Here is a 17,201-nt window from a genome sequence, read left to right as displayed (position 1 = left end):
TCGGATCGCCGCCCGCTCGCTCCTACAGAAGAACAACATACACGGTTTCGCGGACAACGCCCTGTAGCCGCTGCCGCAGGCTGCGATAAGGCCTTCGGCGATCTTGAAGCCTTGCGCGCCCCTTCGGTCGCGATCGCAGCCTGCGGCAGTGGCTACAAGGGCGGTCGCCACCAGCACCAACGAAGCGCATTCGCCCGCACCAAAGACGCCTGATGGCCCCGCATTGGTGCGCCAGCCCTCTCCCCTGCTCCGTAAAAGCGACGTTTTCATGCCCTGTGCCGACTAGGCACACCCCTTGCAAAACAGCCCTTCAGTAGTCCGCATCTGCCAACCAAGAAAACTCACAAGTTCATGGAGATCGCACAATGAAGCGTCGCAGCTTGATCAAGGCTTTCACACTCACGGCAAGCATTGCCGCGATGGGCATGACCTGGACCGTCCAGGCCGCCGAGACCATCAAGGTCGGCATCCTGCATTCGCTGTCGGGGACCATGGCGATCTCCGAAACCTCGCTCAAGGACATGGCGCTGATGACCATTGACGAGATCAACGCCAAGGGCGGCGTCAACGGTAAAAAGCTCGAGGCGGTGGTGGTCGACCCGGCGTCGAACTGGCCGCTGTTCGCCGAGAAAGGCCGGCAGCTGCTGACCCAGGACAAGGTCGCCGTGGTGTTCGGCTGCTGGACCTCGGTGTCGCGCAAATCGGTGCTGCCGGTGTTCGAAGAACTCAACGGCCTGCTGTTCTACCCGGTGCAATACGAGGGCGAAGAGATGTCGCCGAACGTGTTCTACACCGGCGCGGCGCCTAACCAGCAGGCGATCCCGGCGGTGGAATACCTGATGAGCGAAGACGGCGGCAGCGCCAAGCGCTTCTTCCTGCTCGGTACCGACTATGTCTACCCGCGCACCACCAACAAGATCCTGCGCTCGTTCCTGCATTCCAAAGGCGTGGCCGACAAGGACATCGAAGAGGTCTACACGCCGTTCGGCCACAGCGACTACCAGACCATTGTCGCCAACATCAAGAAGTTCTCCGCCGGCGGCAAGACCGCGGTCATCTCCACCGTCAACGGCGACTCCAACGTGCCGTTCTACAAGGAGCTGGCCAACCAGGGCCTGAAAGCCACCGACGTACCGGTGGTGGCCTTCTCCGTGGGCGAGGAAGAACTGCGCGGCATCGACACCAAGCCGCTGGTGGGCAACCTCGCGGCCTGGAACTACTTCGAGTCCGTGGAGAACCCGGTGAACCAGAAGTTCGTCGCCGACTGGAAAGCCTACGCCAAGGCCAAGAAGCTGCCGGGCGCGGATAAAGCCGTGACCAACGACCCGATGGAAGCCACCTACGTCGGCATCCACATGTGGGCCCAGGCGGTGGAGAAAGCCAAGTCCACCGACGTCGACAAGGTCCGCGAAGCCCTGGCCGGCCAGACCTTCGCCGCGCCGTCGGGCTACACCCTGACCATGGACAAGACCAACCACCACCTGCACAAGCCGGTGATGATCGGCGAGATCCAGCCCGACGGTCAGTTCAACGTGGTCTGGCAGACCGAAGGCCCGATCCGCGCCCAGCCGTGGAGCCCGTTCATCCCGGGCAACGACAAGAAGCCGGATTACGCGGTGAAGAGCAACTAAGCAACGGATGGATGCCGGCCGCCGCTCCCGCGTCCGGCACAACCTCTGTAGCCGCTGCCGCAGGCTGCGGCAGCGGCTCCAGACCCACGCCCCGCGCAAGGCCATTGATATGCCCACTGCCCTCTACCGTTTTATCCTCGCCTGCCTGCTATTGCTGCCATTGGCCGCCAGGGCCGGCGACGCCGAAGACTTCGTCGCGGCCAACGCCACGCAGCAGGCCAGGCTCCTGGAAAGCTGGGCCGCGCAGCCCGACCCGGCGCGCCTCGAACTGCTCGGCGCCTTGCAGCAAGGCCAGCTGACCGTCGATGGGCAAGCCAAGACCTTGCGCCTGAACAATCGCCTGCGCGGCCTGATCGACACCGCCATGGCCAGCCACCAATTGCTCGCCAGCGATGCCAACATCCGTCTGGCCGCCGCGCAGCAGTTGCAGAAAAGCGCCAAGCCGGCGCAGTTGAAATTCCTCGATGCCAGCCTGGCCGCCGAACAGGACCAGGCTGTGCATGACGCCCTGAGCCTGGCCCTGGCCAACCTGCAACTGGTGGACAGCGACCCGGCCGTGCGCCTGGCCGCGGTACGCCTGCTGGGTGAAACCGGCGACCCGCTGGCCCGCACCCGCCTCGAAGGCCTGCTCGAACCCGGGGTGGAAGCCGATATCGGCGTGCGCACCGCCGCCGAAACCAGCCTGGCCCAGGTCAAGCGCAAGCTGCTGGTGGGCGAAGTGCTCGGCCAGGCCTTCAGCGGCATGTCCCTGGGTTCGATCCTGCTGCTGGCTGCCCTGGGCCTGGCGATCACCTTCGGCCTGCTCGGGGTGATCAACATGGCCCACGGCGAGATGCTGATGCTCGGCGCCTACTCCACCTACATGGTGCAGTTGCTGTTCCAGCGCTACGCCCCGCAGGCCATCGAGTTCTACCCGCTGATCGCCCTGCCGGTGGCGTTCTTCGTCACCGCCGGCATCGGCATGGCCCTGGAACGCATGGTGATCCGTCATCTCTACGGCCGGCCGCTGGAAACCCTGCTCGCCACCTGGGGCATCAGCCTGATGCTGATCCAGCTGGTGCGCCTGGTGTTCGGCGCGCAGAACGTCGAGGTGTCGAACCCGGCCTGGCTGTCCGGCGGGATCCAGGTGCTGCCCAACCTGGTGCTGCCCTACAACCGCATCGTGATCATCGCCTTCGCGCTGTTTGTCGTCGTCCTCACTTGGCTGCTGCTGAACAAGACCCGCCTGGGCCTGAACGTGCGCGCGGTCACCCAGAACCGCAACATGGCCGCCTGCTGCGGCGTGCCGACAGGACGAGTCGACATGCTCGCCTTCGGCCTCGGCTCCGGCATCGCCGGCCTCGGTGGCGTGGCCCTGAGCCAGATCGGCAACGTCGGCCCGGACCTGGGCCAGAGCTACATCATCGACTCGTTCCTGGTGGTGGTGCTCGGCGGCGTCGGCCAACTGGCCGGTAGCGTGTTCGCCGCGTTCGGCCTGGGGATAGCCAACAAGATTCTCGAACCGCAGATCGGCGCCGTGCTCGGCAAGATCCTGATCCTCGCGCTGATCATTCTGTTTATCCAGAAACGTCCGCAAGGCCTCTTCGCACTCAAGGGACGGGTAATCGACTGATGAACCAGCCTCTACTAGTAACCGCTACGCAAAAGGCCGGGCCCAAGGTTTCCGTCGCCGTCGGCGCGCTGATCCTGGTGGTGCTGCTGGCCCTGCCGCTGCTCTCGCTGCTGGCGCCGGACAACCCGCTGCACGTTTCGGCCTACACCCTGACCCTGGTGGGCAAGATCCTCTGCTACGCCATAGTCGCCCTGGCCCTGGACCTGGTCTGGGGGTATGCCGGGCTGCTGTCCCTGGGCCATGGCCTGTTCTTCGCCCTCGGCGGCTACGCCATGGGCATGTACCTGATGCGACAGGCCGCGGGGGACAGCCTGCCGGCATTCATGACCTTCCTTTCGTGGACCGAGTTGCCCTGGTACTGGAGCGGCACCAGCAGCTTCCTCTGGGCCCTGTGCCTGGTGGTACTGGCGCCGGGCTTGCTGGCGCTGGTGTTCGGCTTCTTCGCCTTCCGCTCGCGGATCAAGGGCGTGTATTTCTCGATCATGACCCAGGCCCTGACCTTCGCCGGCATGCTCCTGTTCTTTCGCAACGAGACCGGCTTTGGCGGCAACAACGGCTTCACCAACTTCCGCACCATCCTCGGCTTCGGCATCACCGAGCCTGGGACCCGCGCGGTGCTGTTCCTGGCCACCGTGCTGTTGCTGGTGGCCAGCCTGTATATCGGCTGGCGCCTGGCCCGGAGCAAGTTCGGCCGGGTGCTGACCGCGCTGCGCGATGCCGAGAGCCGCCTGATGTTCTGCGGCTACGACCCACGCGGCTTCAAGTTGTTCGTCTGGGTGTTGAGCGCGGTGCTCTGCGGCCTGGCTGGCGCCTTGTACGTGCCGCAGGTGGGCATCATCAACCCCAGCGAAATGTCGCCGACCAACTCCATCGAGGCCGCCGTGTGGGTCGCCCTGGGCGGTCGCGGCACACTGATCGGCCCACTGCTCGGCGCCGGCGTGGTCAACGGCATGAAGAGCTGGTTCACCGTGGCCTTCCCGGAGTACTGGCTGTTCTTCCTCGGCGCGCTGTTTATCGTCGTGACCCTGTACCTGCCCAAGGGCGTGATCGGCTTGCTGAAGAAAAGGGGCGAATCATGAGAATCACACCGACGGCCGACTTCATGCTCGAACCCATTCTGGAGCCCAACAAAGATGCCGGCGCCAGCCGCGACGCCATCGGCCTCGGCCAGGCCGCCGGCAAGGGCCTGAACACCCGCCACGGCACCATCCTGACCCTGGAAGACATCAGCGTCAGCTTCGACGGTTTCAAGGCGCTCAACGACCTCAACCTGTACATCGGCGTCGGCGAGCTGCGCTGCATCATCGGCCCCAATGGCGCGGGCAAGACCACTCTGATGGACGTGATCACCGGCAAGACCCGGCCCACCCACGGCAAGGCCTGGTTCGGCGAAACCCTGGACCTGACGCAGATGAGCGAGGTGCAGATCGCCCAGGCCGGCATCGGCCGCAAGTTCCAGAAACCCACGGTGTTCGAAGCCCTGAGCGTGTTCGAAAACCTGGAGCTGGCGCAGAAGACCGACAAGTCGGTCTGGGCCAGCCTGCGGGCGAAACTCTCCGGCGAGCAGAAAGACCGCATCGACGAAGTGCTGGAAACCATTCGCCTGACGGCCTCGGTGGAGCGCCAGGCCGGCCTGCTGTCCCACGGCCAGAAGCAGTTCCTGGAAATCGGCATGCTGCTGATGCAGGACCCGCAACTGCTGCTGCTCGACGAGCCGGTGGCGGGCATGACCGACGCCGAGACCGAGTTCACCGCCGAGCTGTTCAAGCGCCTGGCGGTCAAGCATTCGCTGATGGTGGTGGAGCACGACATGGGCTTCGTCGGCTCGATCGCCGACCACGTCACCGTGCTGCACCAGGGCAGCGTGCTGGCCGAAGGGTCGCTGGAACAGGTGCAGGAAAACGAACGGGTGATCGAGGTCTATCTCGGCCGCTGATCCCACGAACGCCACATGATCCTGTAGCCGCTGCCGCAGGCTGCGATAAGGTCCGCAGGACCTTGAGGCCCCCAAGAGCACATCCTCTTCGAGGCCGATCGCAGCCTTCGGCAGCGGCTACAGCGATCGGCGCAAGCCAGAAGGAACCGGAAATGCTGCAAGTCGACAAGCTGCACCAGTACTACGGCGGTAGCCACATCCTGCGAGGCCTGAGCTTCGAGGCGAAAGTCGGCGAAGTCACCTGCCTGCTCGGGCGCAACGGGGTGGGCAAGACCACCCTGCTCAAATGCCTGATGGGCCTGCTGCCGGCCAAGGAAGGCGCGGTGAACTGGGAAGGCCAGGCCATCACCGCCTACAAGCCCCATCAGCGGGTGCACGCCGGCATCGCCTACGTGCCCCAGGGCCGGGAGATCTTCGGCCGCCTGACCGTGGAAGAAAACCTGTTGATGGGGCTTTCTCGTTTTGGCGCGAAGGAGGCCAGGGAAGTGCCGGCCTTTATCTACGAGCTGTTCCCGGTGCTGCTGCAAATGAAACAGCGGCGCGGCGGCGACCTGTCCGGCGGCCAGCAACAGCAGCTGGCCATCGGCCGCGCCCTGGCCAGCCGGCCACGGCTGTTGATCCTCGACGAGCCCACCGAGGGCATCCAGCCGTCGGTGATCAAGGAGATCGGCGCGGTGATCAAGAAACTCGCGGCACGCGGCGACATGGCGATCCTGCTGGTGGAACAGTTCTACGACTTCGCCGCCGAACTGGCCGATCAGTACCTGGTGATGTCCCGGGGCGAAATCGTCCAGCAGGGCCGCGGTGAAAATATGGAAGCCGAGGGTGTACGCGGACTGGTTACGATCTAACCTGTAACGTCCCGACATTAAGCACGAATCATGAATCTGCCTGCCCAGACCGCCCTGTTCACCCCCAGCTGGCATGCCGAGCTGGAACTCGGCTACGCCCGCTTTGGCGACAGCACGCGCCCGGTGCAGCGCCGGCACAAGGGCCCGCTGCGGGTGCAGAAGCACCTGTACGCCGAAGGCCCCGAAGTCTGCCAGCACATCATCGTGCATCCGCCCGGCGGGATTGCCGGCGGCGACCGCCTGCAGATCCGCGCCAGCGTCGAGCGCGATGCCTGGGCGCAACTGACCAGCCCCGGCGCCGCCAAGTGGTATCGCGCCACCGGGCCGGCCTATCAGACCCTGGACTTGAGCGTCGCCGCCGGTGCCACCCTGGAATGGCTGCCCCAGGAAACCATCGTGTTCAGCGCCGCCCAGGCCGAGCTGAGCACCCGCATCGAACTGCAAGGCGACGCCCGGCTGTTCTACTGGGACCTGGTGGCCCTCGGTCGCCCTGCCAGCGACGAACGTTTCGACCTCGGGCATTTCCAGTCGCACCTGGACATCCGCCGCGATGGCCAGTTGCTCTGGCACGAACGCCAGCGCATTGTCGGCGGCGACGGTTTGCTCGACTCACCGATCGGCCTGGACGGCCAGCCGGTCTTCGCCACCTTGCTGGTCACCGGGGAGATCGACAGCCCGTTGCTGGAACGCTGCCGCGCACTGCCTCATGCCGTGCGCGGCGACCTGACGCAACTGCCCGGCCTGCTGGTGGCCCGCTGCCTGGCCAGCGAAGCGCTGCTGGCCCGTGCCTGGCTGATCGACCTGTGGCGCCTGTTGCGCCCCGCCCTGCTGGGCCGCGAGGCGCTGCCGCCGAGGATCTGGAGCACATGAACACCCGGTCACCGGCTTATCTTTTCAACTGCTCGACAACGGATTTCCAACGATGGACCTGACCCCACGCGAAAAAGACAAACTGCTGATCTTCACGGCCGGCCTGGTGGCCGAACGGCGCCTGGCCCGGGGTGTGAAGCTCAATTACCCGGAAGCCATGGCCTACATTTCCGCGGCGCTGCTCGAAGGCGCCCGCGACGGCCAGACCGTGGCCGAACTGATGCACTACGGCACCACCCTGCTGACCCGCGAACAAGTGCTGGAAGGCATCCCGGAGATGATTCCGGAAATCCAGGTGGAAGCGACCTTCCCCGACGGCACCAAGCTGGTCACCGTCCATCAACCGATCGCCTGAGGCTGCGCCATGACGTATTCCATCCGCGATGCCGTGCATGCCGACCTGCCGGCGATCCGCGACATTTATAACGACGCCGTGCTCAACACCACGGCAATCTGGAACGAGCAGGCCGTGGACCTGGGCAATCGCCAGGCCTGGTTCAGTGCCCGCCAGGCCCAGGGTTATCCGGTCCTGGTGGCGGTCGACGCCGACGACAGCGTGCTCGGTTATGCCTCGTTCGGCGACTGGCGGCCCTTCGACGGTTTCCGCCATACCGTCGAGCACTCGGTCTATGTGCGCAACGACCAGCGCGGCAACGGCCTCGGCCCGCGCCTGATGCAAGCGCTGATCGAACGCGCCAGGACCTGCGACAAGCACGTGATGGTCGCGGCCATCGAAAGCGGCAACGCCGCCTCGATCCGCCTGCACGAACGCCTGGGCTTCGTCACCACCGGACAGATGCCGCAAGTGGGCACCAAGTTCGGGCGCTGGCTGGACCTGACGTTCATGCAGCTGACCCTCGATCCGGGGGCGCTGCCGCCCACTATCCACAAGGAGTGATACCCGATGAACGCCGCCCAACTGCGTCGAGTCCATGCGGAGAGCTTTGCCCACTATCGCCAGGGGTTGATTGATCTGTTGTTCGACGCCGTGGGCCACGGCGCCTCGGTGGGTTTCATGGCCGACCTCGACGAGGAACAGGCCCGCGCCTACGTCAATAGTATCCAGGCCAGCGTGGCCGACGGCAGCCTGTTGCTGTGGGTGGTGGTGCAGGACGAGCGGGTCCTGGCCAGCGTGCAACTGGCGCTGTGCCAGAAGCCCAACGGTCTCAATCGCGCCGAAGTGCAGAAGCTCCAGGTGCGCCACGACGCCCGCCGCCGTGGCCTGGGCCAGCAGTTGATGCACGCCGTGGAGCTCGCGGCGCGCCAGCACAAGCGTGGCCTGCTGTACCTGGACACCCAGGCCGGCTCGGACGCCGAAGCCTTCTACAGCGCCCTCGGCTACACCCGTGTCGGCGAACTGCCGAACTACTGCCAAAGCCCGGACGGCACCTACAGCCCGACCGCCATTTACTTCAAGACTCTGGGGCAACCCATATGATTCCAGGCCAATACCAGATCCAGCCCGGCGACATCGAAATCAACGCCGGCCGCCGCACCCTCAGCCTGAGCGTCGCCAACAGCGGCGACCGGCCGATCCAGGTGGGCTCGCACTATCACTTTTTCGAAACCAACGACGCCCTGACCTTCGACCGCGCCGCCAGCCGAGGCATGCGCCTGAACATCCCGGCCGGCACCGCCGTGCGCTTCGAGCCGGGGCAGACCCGCGAGGTGGAACTGGTGGACCTGGCCGGGCATCGCCGGGTGTTCGGTTTTGCCGGGCGGATCATGGGCGACCTGGACTGAATGCAATCCCTGTAGCCGCTGCCGCAGGCTGCGATGGCTGCGAAGCGGCCCCTGCATTTCAAAGCGAACGAAGGTCCTTCGGCCCTTAGCGCAGCCTTCGGCAGCGACTACAGGTGCCCGACTCAATTCTTAGGAAGGTGCAATGAAGATTTCCCGCCTAGCCTACGCCGACATGTTCGGCCCCACCGTCGGTGACAAGGTGCGCCTGGCCGATACCGAGCTGTGGATCGAAGTCGAGAAGGACTTCACCACCTACGGCGAAGAAGTGAAGTTCGGCGGTGGCAAGGTGATCCGCGACGGCATGGGCCAGGGCCAGTTGCTGGCGGCCGAAGTGGTCGACACCCTGATCACCAACGCACTGATCATCGATCACTGGGGCATCGTCAAGGCCGACGTCGGCCTCAAGGACGGGCGCATCGCCGCCATCGGCAAGGCCGGCAACCCGGATATCCAGCCCGACGTGACCATCGCCGTCGGCGCCAGCACCGAAGTGATCGCTGGCGAGGGCATGATCCTCACCGCCGGCGGCATCGACACCCATATCCACTTCATCTGCCCGCAGCAGATCGAAGAGGCGCTGATGAGCGGCGTCACCACCATGATCGGCGGCGGCACCGGGCCGGCCACCGGCACCAACGCCACCACCTGCACCTCGGGGCCCTGGCACATGGCGCGCATGCTCCAGGCGGCGGACTCGTTCCCGATGAACATCGGCTTCACCGGCAAGGGCAACGCCAGCCTGCCGGAGCCCTTGATCGAACAGGTCAAGGCCGGGGCCATCGGCCTCAAGCTCCACGAAGACTGGGGCACCACCCCGGCCAGCATCGACAACTGCCTGAGCGTCGCCGACCAGTACGACGTGCAGGTGGCGATCCATACCGACACCCTCAACGAGTCGGGCTTCGTCGAAACCACCCTCGGCGCGTTAAAGGGCCGCACCATCCACACCTATCACACCGAAGGCGCCGGCGGCGGCCACGCACCGGACATCATCAAGGCCTGTGGTTTCCCCAACGTGCTGCCGAGTTCGACCAACCCGACCCGGCCGTTCACCCGCAACACCATCGACGAGCATCTGGACATGTTGATGGTCTGCCACCACCTCGACCCGAGCATCGCCGAGGACGTGGCCTTCGCCGAAAGCCGCATCCGCCGCGAAACCATCGCCGCCGAAGACATCCTCCACGACCTGGGCGCCTTCTCGATGATCAGCTCCGACAGTCAGGCCATGGGCCGGGTCGGCGAGGTCATCACCCGCACCTGGCAGACCGCCGACAAGATGCACCGCCAGCGCGGCCCGCTGCCGGGCGACGGTGCCGGCAACAGCAACTTCCGGGTCAAGCGCTACATCGCCAAATACACCATCAACCCGGCGATCACCCACGGCATCAGTCACGAAGTGGGCTCCATCGAAATCGGCAAATGGGCCGACCTGGTGCTCTGGCGCCCGGCGTTCTTCGGGGTCAAGCCGACGCTGATCCTCAAGGGCGGGGCCATCGCCGCCAGCCTGATGGGCGACGCCAACGCCTCGATCCCGACCCCGCAGCCGGTGCATTACCGGCCGATGTTCGCCAGTTACGGCGGCAGCCGGCACGCCACCAGCCTGACCTTTATCAGCCAGGCTGCGCTGGAGGCCGGGGTACCGCAGCAACTGGGGCTGAAAAAGCACATCGCGGTGGTCAAGGGCTGCCGCGACGTGCAAAAGACCGACCTGATCCACAACGACTACCTGCCGGATATCGAGGTCGACCCGCAGACCTATCAGGTCAAGGCCGACGGCGTGCTGCTATGGTGCGAGCCGGCGGACGTGTTGCCGATGGCCCAGCGCTACTTTCTGTTCTAGAAACCTGGATCCAACGGGCGCCCATGCGGGCCGCCCAACGGTCAGCAAAGCCGGACGTCTTGCCGTGTTGAACGGCTCAATCGCGGCTAGAATTCGACACGCCGTCCTCACTCTTGCTGCCTGACAAGGTTCCCGGCCATGCGTCTACCCGACTTCATCGTGCAACACGTTGATCGAATCGTTGATGAGTGGGAGCAATTCGCCCGATCCATCGCCCCCGAAACCGACTCCCTGACCCGCCTGCAATTGCGCGACCATGCCAAGTCCATCCTGCTGGCCGCCGCTCGCGACATGCGCACCGCCCAGACTGCCAGCGAACAGGCGGCCAAGGCCAGGGGCGAAGGCCCGGAAAAGACCCCAAGCCTCGACGAGGCCGCCGCCAGCCATGGCGAGTTGCGGCACAACGTGGGCTTCGACCTGGTGCAGATGACCTCGGAATTCCGCCACCTGCGCGCCTGCGTGATTCGCCTCTGGGTCGCCAGTCTGGAGTCGCCGCAACTGGCCTATTTCCAGGACATGATCCGTTTCAACGAAGCCATCGACGAGGCGTTGGCCGAATCCACCACGGCCTATGCCGAACAGGTCAACCGCTCGCGGGATATCTTCCTGGCGATTCTCGGCCACGACCTGCGCGCGCCCTTGCAGGCGGTGAGCATGTCCACCGAGATGCTGGCGCGCAAAGTCGCGCTGGATGCCGATGCGCTGGCCTATGTGTCACGGATCAAGAGTGGCACCAGGCACATGGCGGCGATGGTCGGCGATCTGCTGGAGTTCGTCCGCAGCCGCCTGGGCAGCAGCCTGCCCATCGAGCCCGCGCCCATGGACATGGCCAGTGCCATCAAGGCAGCCATGGACGAAGCCTGCGCCGGCCAGCCGGACTGCACGCCAGCGCTGAACTTCCATGGCGACAGCCATGGCATCTGGGATCGCGGGCGTATCGAACAGATGCTGCAGAACCTGATCGGCAATGCCCTGCAGCACGGCAACGGCAACCGCACCGTGACCGTCACCTTCACTGGCGGCGCCGAGCAGGTGCTGCTGACCATCCACAACTACGGCCCGCCGATTCCCAAGGACGCACTGAGCACCCTCTTCGATCCTCTGGTGCGTAACGCCAACGAAGCACTCGGCAGTCCTTCCACCAGCCTCGGCCTGGGCCTGTTCATCGTCAAGGAAGTGGTCACCGCCCACCAGGGCAGCATCGACGTCAGCTCCAACGAGACCGATGGCACCACCTTCACCGTGACCCTGCCGCGGGTGTCCCACAACGAATCGTTGTAGGCACGAAAATCGCTGATCCAGAAGCCCCTGTAGCCGCTGCCAAGCCTGCGAGGCTGCGCTCGATCGCGAAGCGGTCGTAAACCGGGCACTGCTTTTCTTCAGGCAAACCGCTTATGCAGGTTTTGCGAGGACTGCATCCTCGAACGCAGGCTCGCGAGCTCCGCAGCGGCTACAGACACTCGTCAGTCGCTGAGCAGGCGCCCCAGGCGCTGCTTGAGCATCTGGTTTTCCGTGCGCAACTCGCGGACTTCGTCGAGCAGTTCCAGCGCCAGGGCGACGCCTTCCCACTCCAGCTCCAGATCGCGCCGCAACTTGGCGGCGCGCTTGGCGACCGCCAGTTCATAGTCGGTGAAACGCCAGTCGCGGGGCGCCGAGCCATGGGGATCGAGGATCCCGTGCTCGACGATTTCAATCACATAGGCGGCCGGCAGATCGGCCACCTCGCAGAACTCTTCCATATCCAGCTGAACGATCAGGGTGCTCATGGCCAGCGACTCCTATGTTCCAGATCAGAATGGGTTGCAGATCAGAAATGCTCCCGCGGGTTGAAGGCGGCCTTCTTCGCCAGCTCCTGCCACAACGCCTTGACGTCGTCGCCGGAAGCCTTGGGCATCACTGCCTTGAGCTGCACGAACAGATAACCGCGATGCCCGGCCTTGTTCAGCAGGCCATGGCCCTTGGCGCGCATGCGCTGGCCGTTCTGGCTGCCGGCCGGAACCTTGAGGTTGATCTTGCCGGTCAGGGTCGGCACCGCGACCTCGGTCCCCAGCGCCAGCTCCCAGGGGGCCAGCGGCAAGGTGATGATCAGATTCTCGCCCTCGATATCGAACTTCGGATGGGGCGCGAAACGAATGGTCAGGTACAGGTCGCCATTGGCCCCGCCGCCGACACCCGGCGCGCCCTGGCCCTTGAGGCGGATACGCTCGCCGTCGGCGACACCGGCCGGGATCTTCACGTTCAGGCTCTTGCTGGTGTTGCTGACGTGCTGGCCGGCGGCGTTGTACTGCGGCACCTTGAAGCTGACTTTCTTCGACTCGGCCGACAGGGTTTCTTCCAGGAAGATCGGTAATTCCATTTCCACGTCTTGCCCCCTGCGCCCGGCGCTACGCGATTGTCCACCGCCGAAACCCGGCCCGCGGTTGCCAAAGATCGAACTGAAGAAGTCCGAAAAATCCCCGCCATCACCGAAGCCGCCCGCATCCGCGCGGCCTTTCCAGCCCGGTGGGCCCTGGAACGGCTGGCCGTGCTGGCCATAACGCCGCAGATCGTCGTATTCGGCCCGCTTGTCCGCGCTTTTCAGCGCTTCATAGGCTTCCGACGCATCCTTGAACTTGGCTTCGGCGTCTTTTTCCTTGCTGACATCGGGGTGGTATTTGCGCGCCAGCTTGCGATAGGCGGCCTTGATCGCCTTGTCGTCCGCCGTCGGCTCCACCCCGAGAATCTTGTAATAGTCTTTGAAGTCCATCTAAGGATCACCATCCGTTATCAATGTGGCGCGGCGGGACGTACAGCATGCACTCTTGAACAGCGTCAAGGCTGATCGATCTCAATACTGTGACTCACGCGGCGCAGCAGAAGTTTATCGGCAGTTGGCGGCGGTTCTTGCGACCGCCCGATGGCTGCCCGGCCCATGCCTGCAAGTTTGGGGTGAAGAATAGTCTTTCAAGGCTTGCGGGTTTCGATTTAGCGGATAGTCGGCCTTCGATTCTGCGAACGACTGGCATACACTGCGCGGCCGTTTTTTCCAACCGGAACTCGAAAGACATGAAAAACGCATCTGCGGCCCGTGCCTGCGGTATCGACTTCGGCACGTCCAACTCCACGGTCGGCTGGCTGCGCCCCGGCATGGAAACGCTGATTGCACTGGAAGACGACAAGATCACCCTGCCGTCGGTGGTCTTCTTCAACATCGAAGAACGCCGTCCGGTGTATGGCCGCCTGGCGCTGCACGAGTACCTGGAAGGCTACGAAGGTCGGCTGATGCGCTCGCTGAAGAGCCTGCTGGGCTCCAAGCTGATCAAGCACGACACCAGCGTGCTGGGCACGGCGATGCCGTTCAAGGACCTGCTGGGCCTGTTCATCGGCCAGCTCAAGAGCCGCGCCGAAGCCGCCGCCGGCCGGGAGTTCGAGGAAGTGGTGCTGGGCCGCCCGGTGTTTTTCGTCGATGACGACGCCGCCGCCGACCAGGAGGCCCAGGACACCCTGGTGGAAGTGGCGCGCAAGCTGGGCTTCAAGGAAGTCTCCTTCCAGTACGAGCCGATTGCCGCGGCCTTCGACTACGAGTCGACCATCGAACGCGAAGAGCTGGTGCTGATCGTCGACATCGGCGGTGGTACTTCCGACTTCTCCCTGGTGCGCCTGTCGCCCGAGCGCCGTGGCCTGGACAACCGCCACGAGGACATCCTCGCCACCGGCGGCGTGCACATCGGCGGGACCGATTTCGACAAGCAGCTTTCACTGGCCGGCCTGATGCCGCTGTTCGGCTACGGCAGCCGGATGAAGAGCGGCGCCTACATGCCCACCAGCACCCACATGAACCTGGCGACCTGGCACACCATCAACTCGGTGTATTCGCAGAAGTCCCAACTGGCCCTGGGCAGCATGCGCTACGACATCGAAGACACCGGCGGCATCGACCGCCTGTTCAAGCTGATCGAGCAGCGTGCCGGACACTGGCTGGCCATGGAAGTGGAAGAGACCAAGATCCAGCTGACCCACGCCGATAACCGCGTGGTGCCTCTGGACCGCATCGAGGCCGGCCTGAGCGTGGACCTGAACCGGGCGCTGTTCGAGTCGTCCATCGACAGCCTTCTGGAACGCATCCGCGGCAGCGTCACGCAGCTGCTGGGCGATGCCAATGTCGGTGTCGGCCAGGTCGATACGGTGTTCTTCACCGGCGGCTCCAGCGGCATCCCGGCCCTGCGCCAGAGCGTCGCGGACATGCTGCCCAACGCACGCCACGTCGAAGGCAACATCTTCGGCAGCATCGGCAGCGGCCTGGCCATCGAAGCGAAGAAACGCTACGGCTAAACGCCCTCCCCTGTAGCCGCTGCCGCAGGCTGCGGCTACAGGGATAGCGTCAGCTCAAACCAACCCCGCCTGCTTCAATTCGCTCTTCAAGTAGGCGTAATAGATCGGCCCGGCCACTACCCCCGGCAAGCCGAACGCCGCCTCGAACACCAGCATCGCCAACAGCAGCTCCCAGGACTTGGCACTGATCTGCCCGCCGACGATCCGCGCGTTGAGGAAGTATTCCAGCTTGTGGATAAAAATCAGGTAGCCCAGCGCCGCCGCGGCCACCCAGATCGACAGCGACATGCCGACGATGGTGATCAGGGTGTTGGAGATCAGGTTGCCGATCACCGGCAACAGCCCCAGCAGGAAGGTCAGCACGATCAGCGTCTTGGTCAGCGGCAGTTTGACGCCGAACATCGGCAGGATCAGCGCGAGGAAGATCCCGGTGAAGAAGGTGTTGAGCAGGGAAATCTTGATCTGCGCGAACACGATGTTGCGAAAGGCCTGGACCAGCAGGTGCAGACGGTCGAACAGCGCGGCCGCCAGCGGCTTGCGTTTGGTCAGGTCAGGCACGCGCTGCAAGGCGATGATCGCCCCCAGCACCATGCCGATCAGCAAGGTCACGAACATGTGCGCCGCGTCCTTGCCCACCAGTTGCAGCTCGCTCAAGTGCTTGCTGGCCCAGGCGCCGATGGCCACCTGGAACTCCGCCGCGCTGGCCGGCAGATAGGAGTCGAGGAACGGCGGCAGCTGGCCGCGCGCCTTGTCCACCACCGTCATGAATTTGTCCAGGGAAGCCCCCGGGTTCTCCGCTTCGTGCAGCAGGAAGCTGATAGCGCCGGCGAACAGCAGCGTCAGCACGCTGACCACCAGGGTGCCGAGCAGGGCCACCGCCAACCAGCGCGCCCGCCGACCTTCGATCAGCCGTTGCAGTTGCGGGGTGAGCATGTTGACCAGTTCGAACACCAGCAGGCCCGCCAGCAGGCTCGGTAACAGCCGCAATGGTATTACCAGCAACAGGCCGCCGAAGATGATCACCCAACTGAACAACAACAGATGACGCTGAGAAAACGTTGGCATACAGCCTCAAACAAACAGCGTGAAAGGATTGGCAGTCTGCCAGCGTTGCACTGACGATGCGAGAGGCGCCGGGGCCGACAGGCGCGGGTTTGCTGGCGATCAACGATACAGGGTGTGTCAGGCAAACCGCCGCGACCGGATCGTGAACAAGCTCGCGCCAGAGTGGGAGAAAGTTATTGCTTCTTCAGGCAGGTGCTCATGAAGGTCTTGCGCTCATCGCCCTTGAGGGCTTTGGCGGTGGCGTCGGCGTTGCAGGTCTTCATCCGTTCCTGCGGGGTGGATGGGGTTGCCGCGGCAGCCGGGGTGGCTTTCAGGCAGGTGCTCATAAAGGCTTTGCGTTCATCGCCCTTGAGGGCTTTTGCGGTGGCATCGGCGTTGCAAGTGGTCATCTTGTTCTGCTGGGCGGTGGCGGCAAATCCTTGGGAACAGAGCAACAGACCAACCATCAACAAAGGGATACGCAGCATCTTCATGGAGTTTTCTCCTTGTTACCGCACCGACGGGCGCGGCCTCCAGCGCAGTGTAGACAAACCCTGTTACAGGTTCACCTGTTCTGTAGGCTGGTGCGCCGGTACTGCTCGGGCGTGCAGCCAGCCTGGCGCTGGAACATCGCGATAAACGCCGAGGCGGTGCTGTAGCCCATGTCGAACGCCACCTCCTGGACACTGCACGCACTGTCCAGCGCCTCGATGGACGCCAGGAAGCGCAGGCGCTGGCGCCACTCGCCAAAACTCATGCCCAGTTCGCGCACGAATTGCCGGGCCAGGGTGCGTTCGCTGACATGGATCTGCCGCGCCCAATCGGCCAGCGCGCGGTTATCCCCCGGGGCGGCCTGCAATGCCTCCAGCACACCGAGCAAGGCCGGGCTACTGGCATAAGGCAGGTAACCGTCATGCACCGGCGCCTGCTGCAACTGATCGAGCATTACCTGGGCCAGGCGGCTGTCCGCTTCCTGCTCGGGGATCTGTACGTCGCGCGCGGCGAAGTCCTTGAGGATCGCCTTGAGAATGTCGCTGATGGCCAGGGTGCAGGCCTGCTGCGGCAGCACCCGGCACAGCTCCGGGGCCAGGTACACGGCGCGGTACACGATCGGCTGTGGGCTGTAGAAGCTGTGCTCGGTGCCTGGCGGAATCCAGATGGCGTACTGCGGCGGCGACATGAAGCGCTGGCCGGCGATCTCCATGTGCATCACGCCGTGGGCCGAATACTCCAGGCAGCCCCAGGGGTGGCGATGTTCCAGCGCATGGCTGTGGGCGTCGAAATCGGCGTAGCGGAAGTACACCGGGGCCGGCAGACCGCTGAAAGGCAGCAGGTCGATGTGTTTTTTGCTCATGCTGTC

At 64.5% G+C, this 17,201-nt stretch carries 18 protein-coding genes; 13 read left to right on the top strand and 5 right to left on the bottom strand.

The window, feature by feature from the left end; translation table 11 throughout:
• Positions 1-365: 365 nt before the first annotated feature.
• From urtA to H0I86_RS03090, 12 genes are all read left to right on the top strand, one after another.
• Complete coding sequence (gene urtA / locus H0I86_RS03145) at positions 366-1,631, top strand: urea ABC transporter substrate-binding protein (protein ID WP_009046748.1); 1,266 nt, start codon at positions 366-368, stop codon at positions 1,629-1,631.
• Between the two features lie 109 nt (positions 1,632-1,740).
• Entirely contained in the window at positions 1,741-3,243 is a 1,503-nt protein-coding gene (gene urtB / locus H0I86_RS03140) for an urea ABC transporter permease subunit UrtB (RefSeq protein ID WP_180924001.1), read from the top strand.
• Positions 3,243-4,322: an urea ABC transporter permease subunit UrtC gene (gene urtC, locus H0I86_RS03135; protein ID WP_180924000.1), complete on the top strand. Its 1,080-nt coding sequence runs from the start codon at positions 3,243-3,245 to the stop codon at positions 4,320-4,322. The genes urtB and urtC overlap by 1 nt, the downstream gene beginning before the upstream one ends.
• The gene (gene urtD / locus H0I86_RS03130) at positions 4,319-5,179 is read left to right on the top strand and encodes an urea ABC transporter ATP-binding protein UrtD (protein WP_180923999.1); all 861 of its coding nucleotides are present in this window, start codon (positions 4,319-4,321) and stop codon (positions 5,177-5,179) included. The genes urtC and urtD overlap by 4 nt, the downstream gene beginning before the upstream one ends.
• Positions 5,180-5,331: 152 nt before the next feature.
• Positions 5,332-6,030 (top strand): urea ABC transporter ATP-binding subunit UrtE, encoded by a 699-nt coding sequence (gene urtE / locus H0I86_RS03125; RefSeq protein ID WP_180923998.1) that lies wholly within the window; start codon positions 5,332-5,334, stop codon positions 6,028-6,030.
• A gap of 30 nt (positions 6,031-6,060) precedes the next feature.
• Complete coding sequence (locus tag H0I86_RS03120) at positions 6,061-6,900, top strand: urease accessory protein UreD (RefSeq protein ID WP_180923997.1); 840 nt, start codon at positions 6,061-6,063, stop codon at positions 6,898-6,900.
• A 52-nt stretch (positions 6,901-6,952) separates the two neighbouring features.
• Positions 6,953-7,255, top strand: coding sequence for an urease subunit gamma (gene ureA, locus H0I86_RS03115; RefSeq protein ID WP_180923996.1), 303 nt, complete (start codon positions 6,953-6,955; stop codon positions 7,253-7,255).
• A gap of 9 nt (positions 7,256-7,264) precedes the next feature.
• Complete coding sequence (locus H0I86_RS03110; RefSeq protein WP_009046742.1) at positions 7,265-7,798, top strand: GNAT family N-acetyltransferase; 534 nt, start codon at positions 7,265-7,267, stop codon at positions 7,796-7,798.
• Between the two features lie 6 nt (positions 7,799-7,804).
• A complete protein-coding gene (locus H0I86_RS03105) occupies positions 7,805-8,338 on the top strand; it encodes a GNAT family N-acetyltransferase (protein WP_180923995.1) in 534 nt (177 codons plus the stop codon).
• On the top strand, positions 8,335-8,643 hold the full coding sequence (locus H0I86_RS03100; protein ID WP_180923994.1) for an urease subunit beta: 309 nt from the start codon (positions 8,335-8,337) through the stop codon (positions 8,641-8,643). Before H0I86_RS03105 ends, H0I86_RS03100 begins: the two co-directional genes overlap by 4 nt.
• 142 nt (positions 8,644-8,785) lie before the next feature.
• The gene (gene ureC / locus H0I86_RS03095; protein ID WP_180923993.1) at positions 8,786-10,486 is read left to right on the top strand and encodes an urease subunit alpha; all 1,701 of its coding nucleotides are present in this window, start codon (positions 8,786-8,788) and stop codon (positions 10,484-10,486) included.
• Positions 10,487-10,624: 138 nt separating this feature from the next.
• The gene (locus H0I86_RS03090; protein WP_180923992.1) at positions 10,625-11,767 is read left to right on the top strand and encodes a sensor histidine kinase; all 1,143 of its coding nucleotides are present in this window, start codon (positions 10,625-10,627) and stop codon (positions 11,765-11,767) included.
• A 182-nt stretch (positions 11,768-11,949) separates the two neighbouring features.
• Here the strand turns inward: H0I86_RS03090 and H0I86_RS03085 are convergent, their stop codons facing one another.
• Complete coding sequence (locus H0I86_RS03085) at positions 11,950-12,252, bottom strand: chaperone modulator CbpM (RefSeq protein ID WP_180923991.1); 303 nt, start codon at positions 12,250-12,252, stop codon at positions 11,950-11,952.
• A 41-nt stretch (positions 12,253-12,293) separates the two neighbouring features.
• Complete coding sequence (locus H0I86_RS03080; RefSeq protein ID WP_016704101.1) at positions 12,294-13,232, bottom strand: DnaJ C-terminal domain-containing protein; 939 nt, start codon at positions 13,230-13,232, stop codon at positions 12,294-12,296.
• 299 nt (positions 13,233-13,531) lie between these two features.
• On the opposite strand from H0I86_RS03080, the gene H0I86_RS03075 reads away from it, so the two are divergent.
• Positions 13,532-14,797, top strand: a complete 1,266-nt coding sequence (locus tag H0I86_RS03075; protein WP_180923990.1) for an Hsp70 family protein — start codon at positions 13,532-13,534, stop codon at positions 14,795-14,797.
• Positions 14,798-14,851: 54 nt separating this feature from the next.
• Here the strand turns inward: H0I86_RS03075 and H0I86_RS03070 are convergent, their stop codons facing one another.
• From H0I86_RS03070 to H0I86_RS03060, 3 genes are all read right to left on the bottom strand, one after another.
• Positions 14,852-15,862, bottom strand: a complete 1,011-nt coding sequence (locus H0I86_RS03070) for an AI-2E family transporter (RefSeq protein WP_009041944.1) — start codon at positions 15,860-15,862, stop codon at positions 14,852-14,854.
• Positions 15,863-16,035: 173 nt separating this feature from the next.
• Positions 16,036-16,335, bottom strand: a complete 300-nt coding sequence (locus tag H0I86_RS03065; protein WP_009046733.1) for a PsiF family protein — start codon at positions 16,333-16,335, stop codon at positions 16,036-16,038.
• A gap of 71 nt (positions 16,336-16,406) precedes the next feature.
• Entirely contained in the window at positions 16,407-17,195 is a 789-nt protein-coding gene (locus tag H0I86_RS03060; protein WP_180923989.1) for an AraC family transcriptional regulator, read from the bottom strand.
• Positions 17,196-17,201 lie beyond the last annotated feature (6 nt).

Origin of the sequence: Pseudomonas chlororaphis subsp. aurantiaca (assembly GCF_013466605.1) — a bacterium.
GTDB classification, from domain to species: domain Bacteria; phylum Pseudomonadota; class Gammaproteobacteria; order Pseudomonadales; family Pseudomonadaceae; genus Aquipseudomonas; species Aquipseudomonas chlororaphis_I.
Note: the sequence above shows the minus strand (reverse complement) of the source record. Positions and strands in the feature narration are given on the sequence as shown.

Coding starts and splice junctions, on each gene's coding strand:
- H0I86_RS03090 (WP_180923992.1), top strand. CDS start 10,625: ATGCGTCTACCCGACTTCATCGTGCAACACGTTGATCGAATCGTTGAT.
- H0I86_RS03105 (WP_180923995.1), top strand. CDS start 7,805: ATGAACGCCGCCCAACTGCGTCGAGTCCATGCGGAGAGCTTTGCCCAC.
- H0I86_RS03070 (WP_009041944.1), bottom strand. CDS start 15,862: ATGCCAACGTTTTCTCAGCGTCATCTGTTGTTGTTCAGTTGGGTGATC.
- ureA (WP_180923996.1), top strand. CDS start 6,953: ATGGACCTGACCCCACGCGAAAAAGACAAACTGCTGATCTTCACGGCC.
- urtC (WP_180924000.1), top strand. CDS start 3,243: ATGAACCAGCCTCTACTAGTAACCGCTACGCAAAAGGCCGGGCCCAAG.
- H0I86_RS03085 (WP_180923991.1), bottom strand. CDS start 12,252: ATGAGCACCCTGATCGTTCAGCTGGATATGGAAGAGTTCTGCGAGGTG.
- H0I86_RS03080 (WP_016704101.1), bottom strand. CDS start 13,232: ATGGACTTCAAAGACTATTACAAGATTCTCGGGGTGGAGCCGACGGCG.
- H0I86_RS03120 (WP_180923997.1), top strand. CDS start 6,061: ATGAATCTGCCTGCCCAGACCGCCCTGTTCACCCCCAGCTGGCATGCC.
- H0I86_RS03075 (WP_180923990.1), top strand. CDS start 13,532: ATGAAAAACGCATCTGCGGCCCGTGCCTGCGGTATCGACTTCGGCACG.
- H0I86_RS03065 (WP_009046733.1), bottom strand. CDS start 16,335: ATGAAGATGCTGCGTATCCCTTTGTTGATGGTTGGTCTGTTGCTCTGT.
- H0I86_RS03060 (WP_180923989.1), bottom strand. CDS start 17,195: ATGAGCAAAAAACACATCGACCTGCTGCCTTTCAGCGGTCTGCCGGCC.
- urtE (WP_180923998.1), top strand. CDS start 5,332: ATGCTGCAAGTCGACAAGCTGCACCAGTACTACGGCGGTAGCCACATC.
- urtA (WP_009046748.1), top strand. CDS start 366: ATGAAGCGTCGCAGCTTGATCAAGGCTTTCACACTCACGGCAAGCATT.
- H0I86_RS03110 (WP_009046742.1), top strand. CDS start 7,265: ATGACGTATTCCATCCGCGATGCCGTGCATGCCGACCTGCCGGCGATC.
- ureC (WP_180923993.1), top strand. CDS start 8,786: ATGAAGATTTCCCGCCTAGCCTACGCCGACATGTTCGGCCCCACCGTC.
- H0I86_RS03100 (WP_180923994.1), top strand. CDS start 8,335: ATGATTCCAGGCCAATACCAGATCCAGCCCGGCGACATCGAAATCAAC.
- urtB (WP_180924001.1), top strand. CDS start 1,741: ATGCCCACTGCCCTCTACCGTTTTATCCTCGCCTGCCTGCTATTGCTG.
- urtD (WP_180923999.1), top strand. CDS start 4,319: ATGAGAATCACACCGACGGCCGACTTCATGCTCGAACCCATTCTGGAG.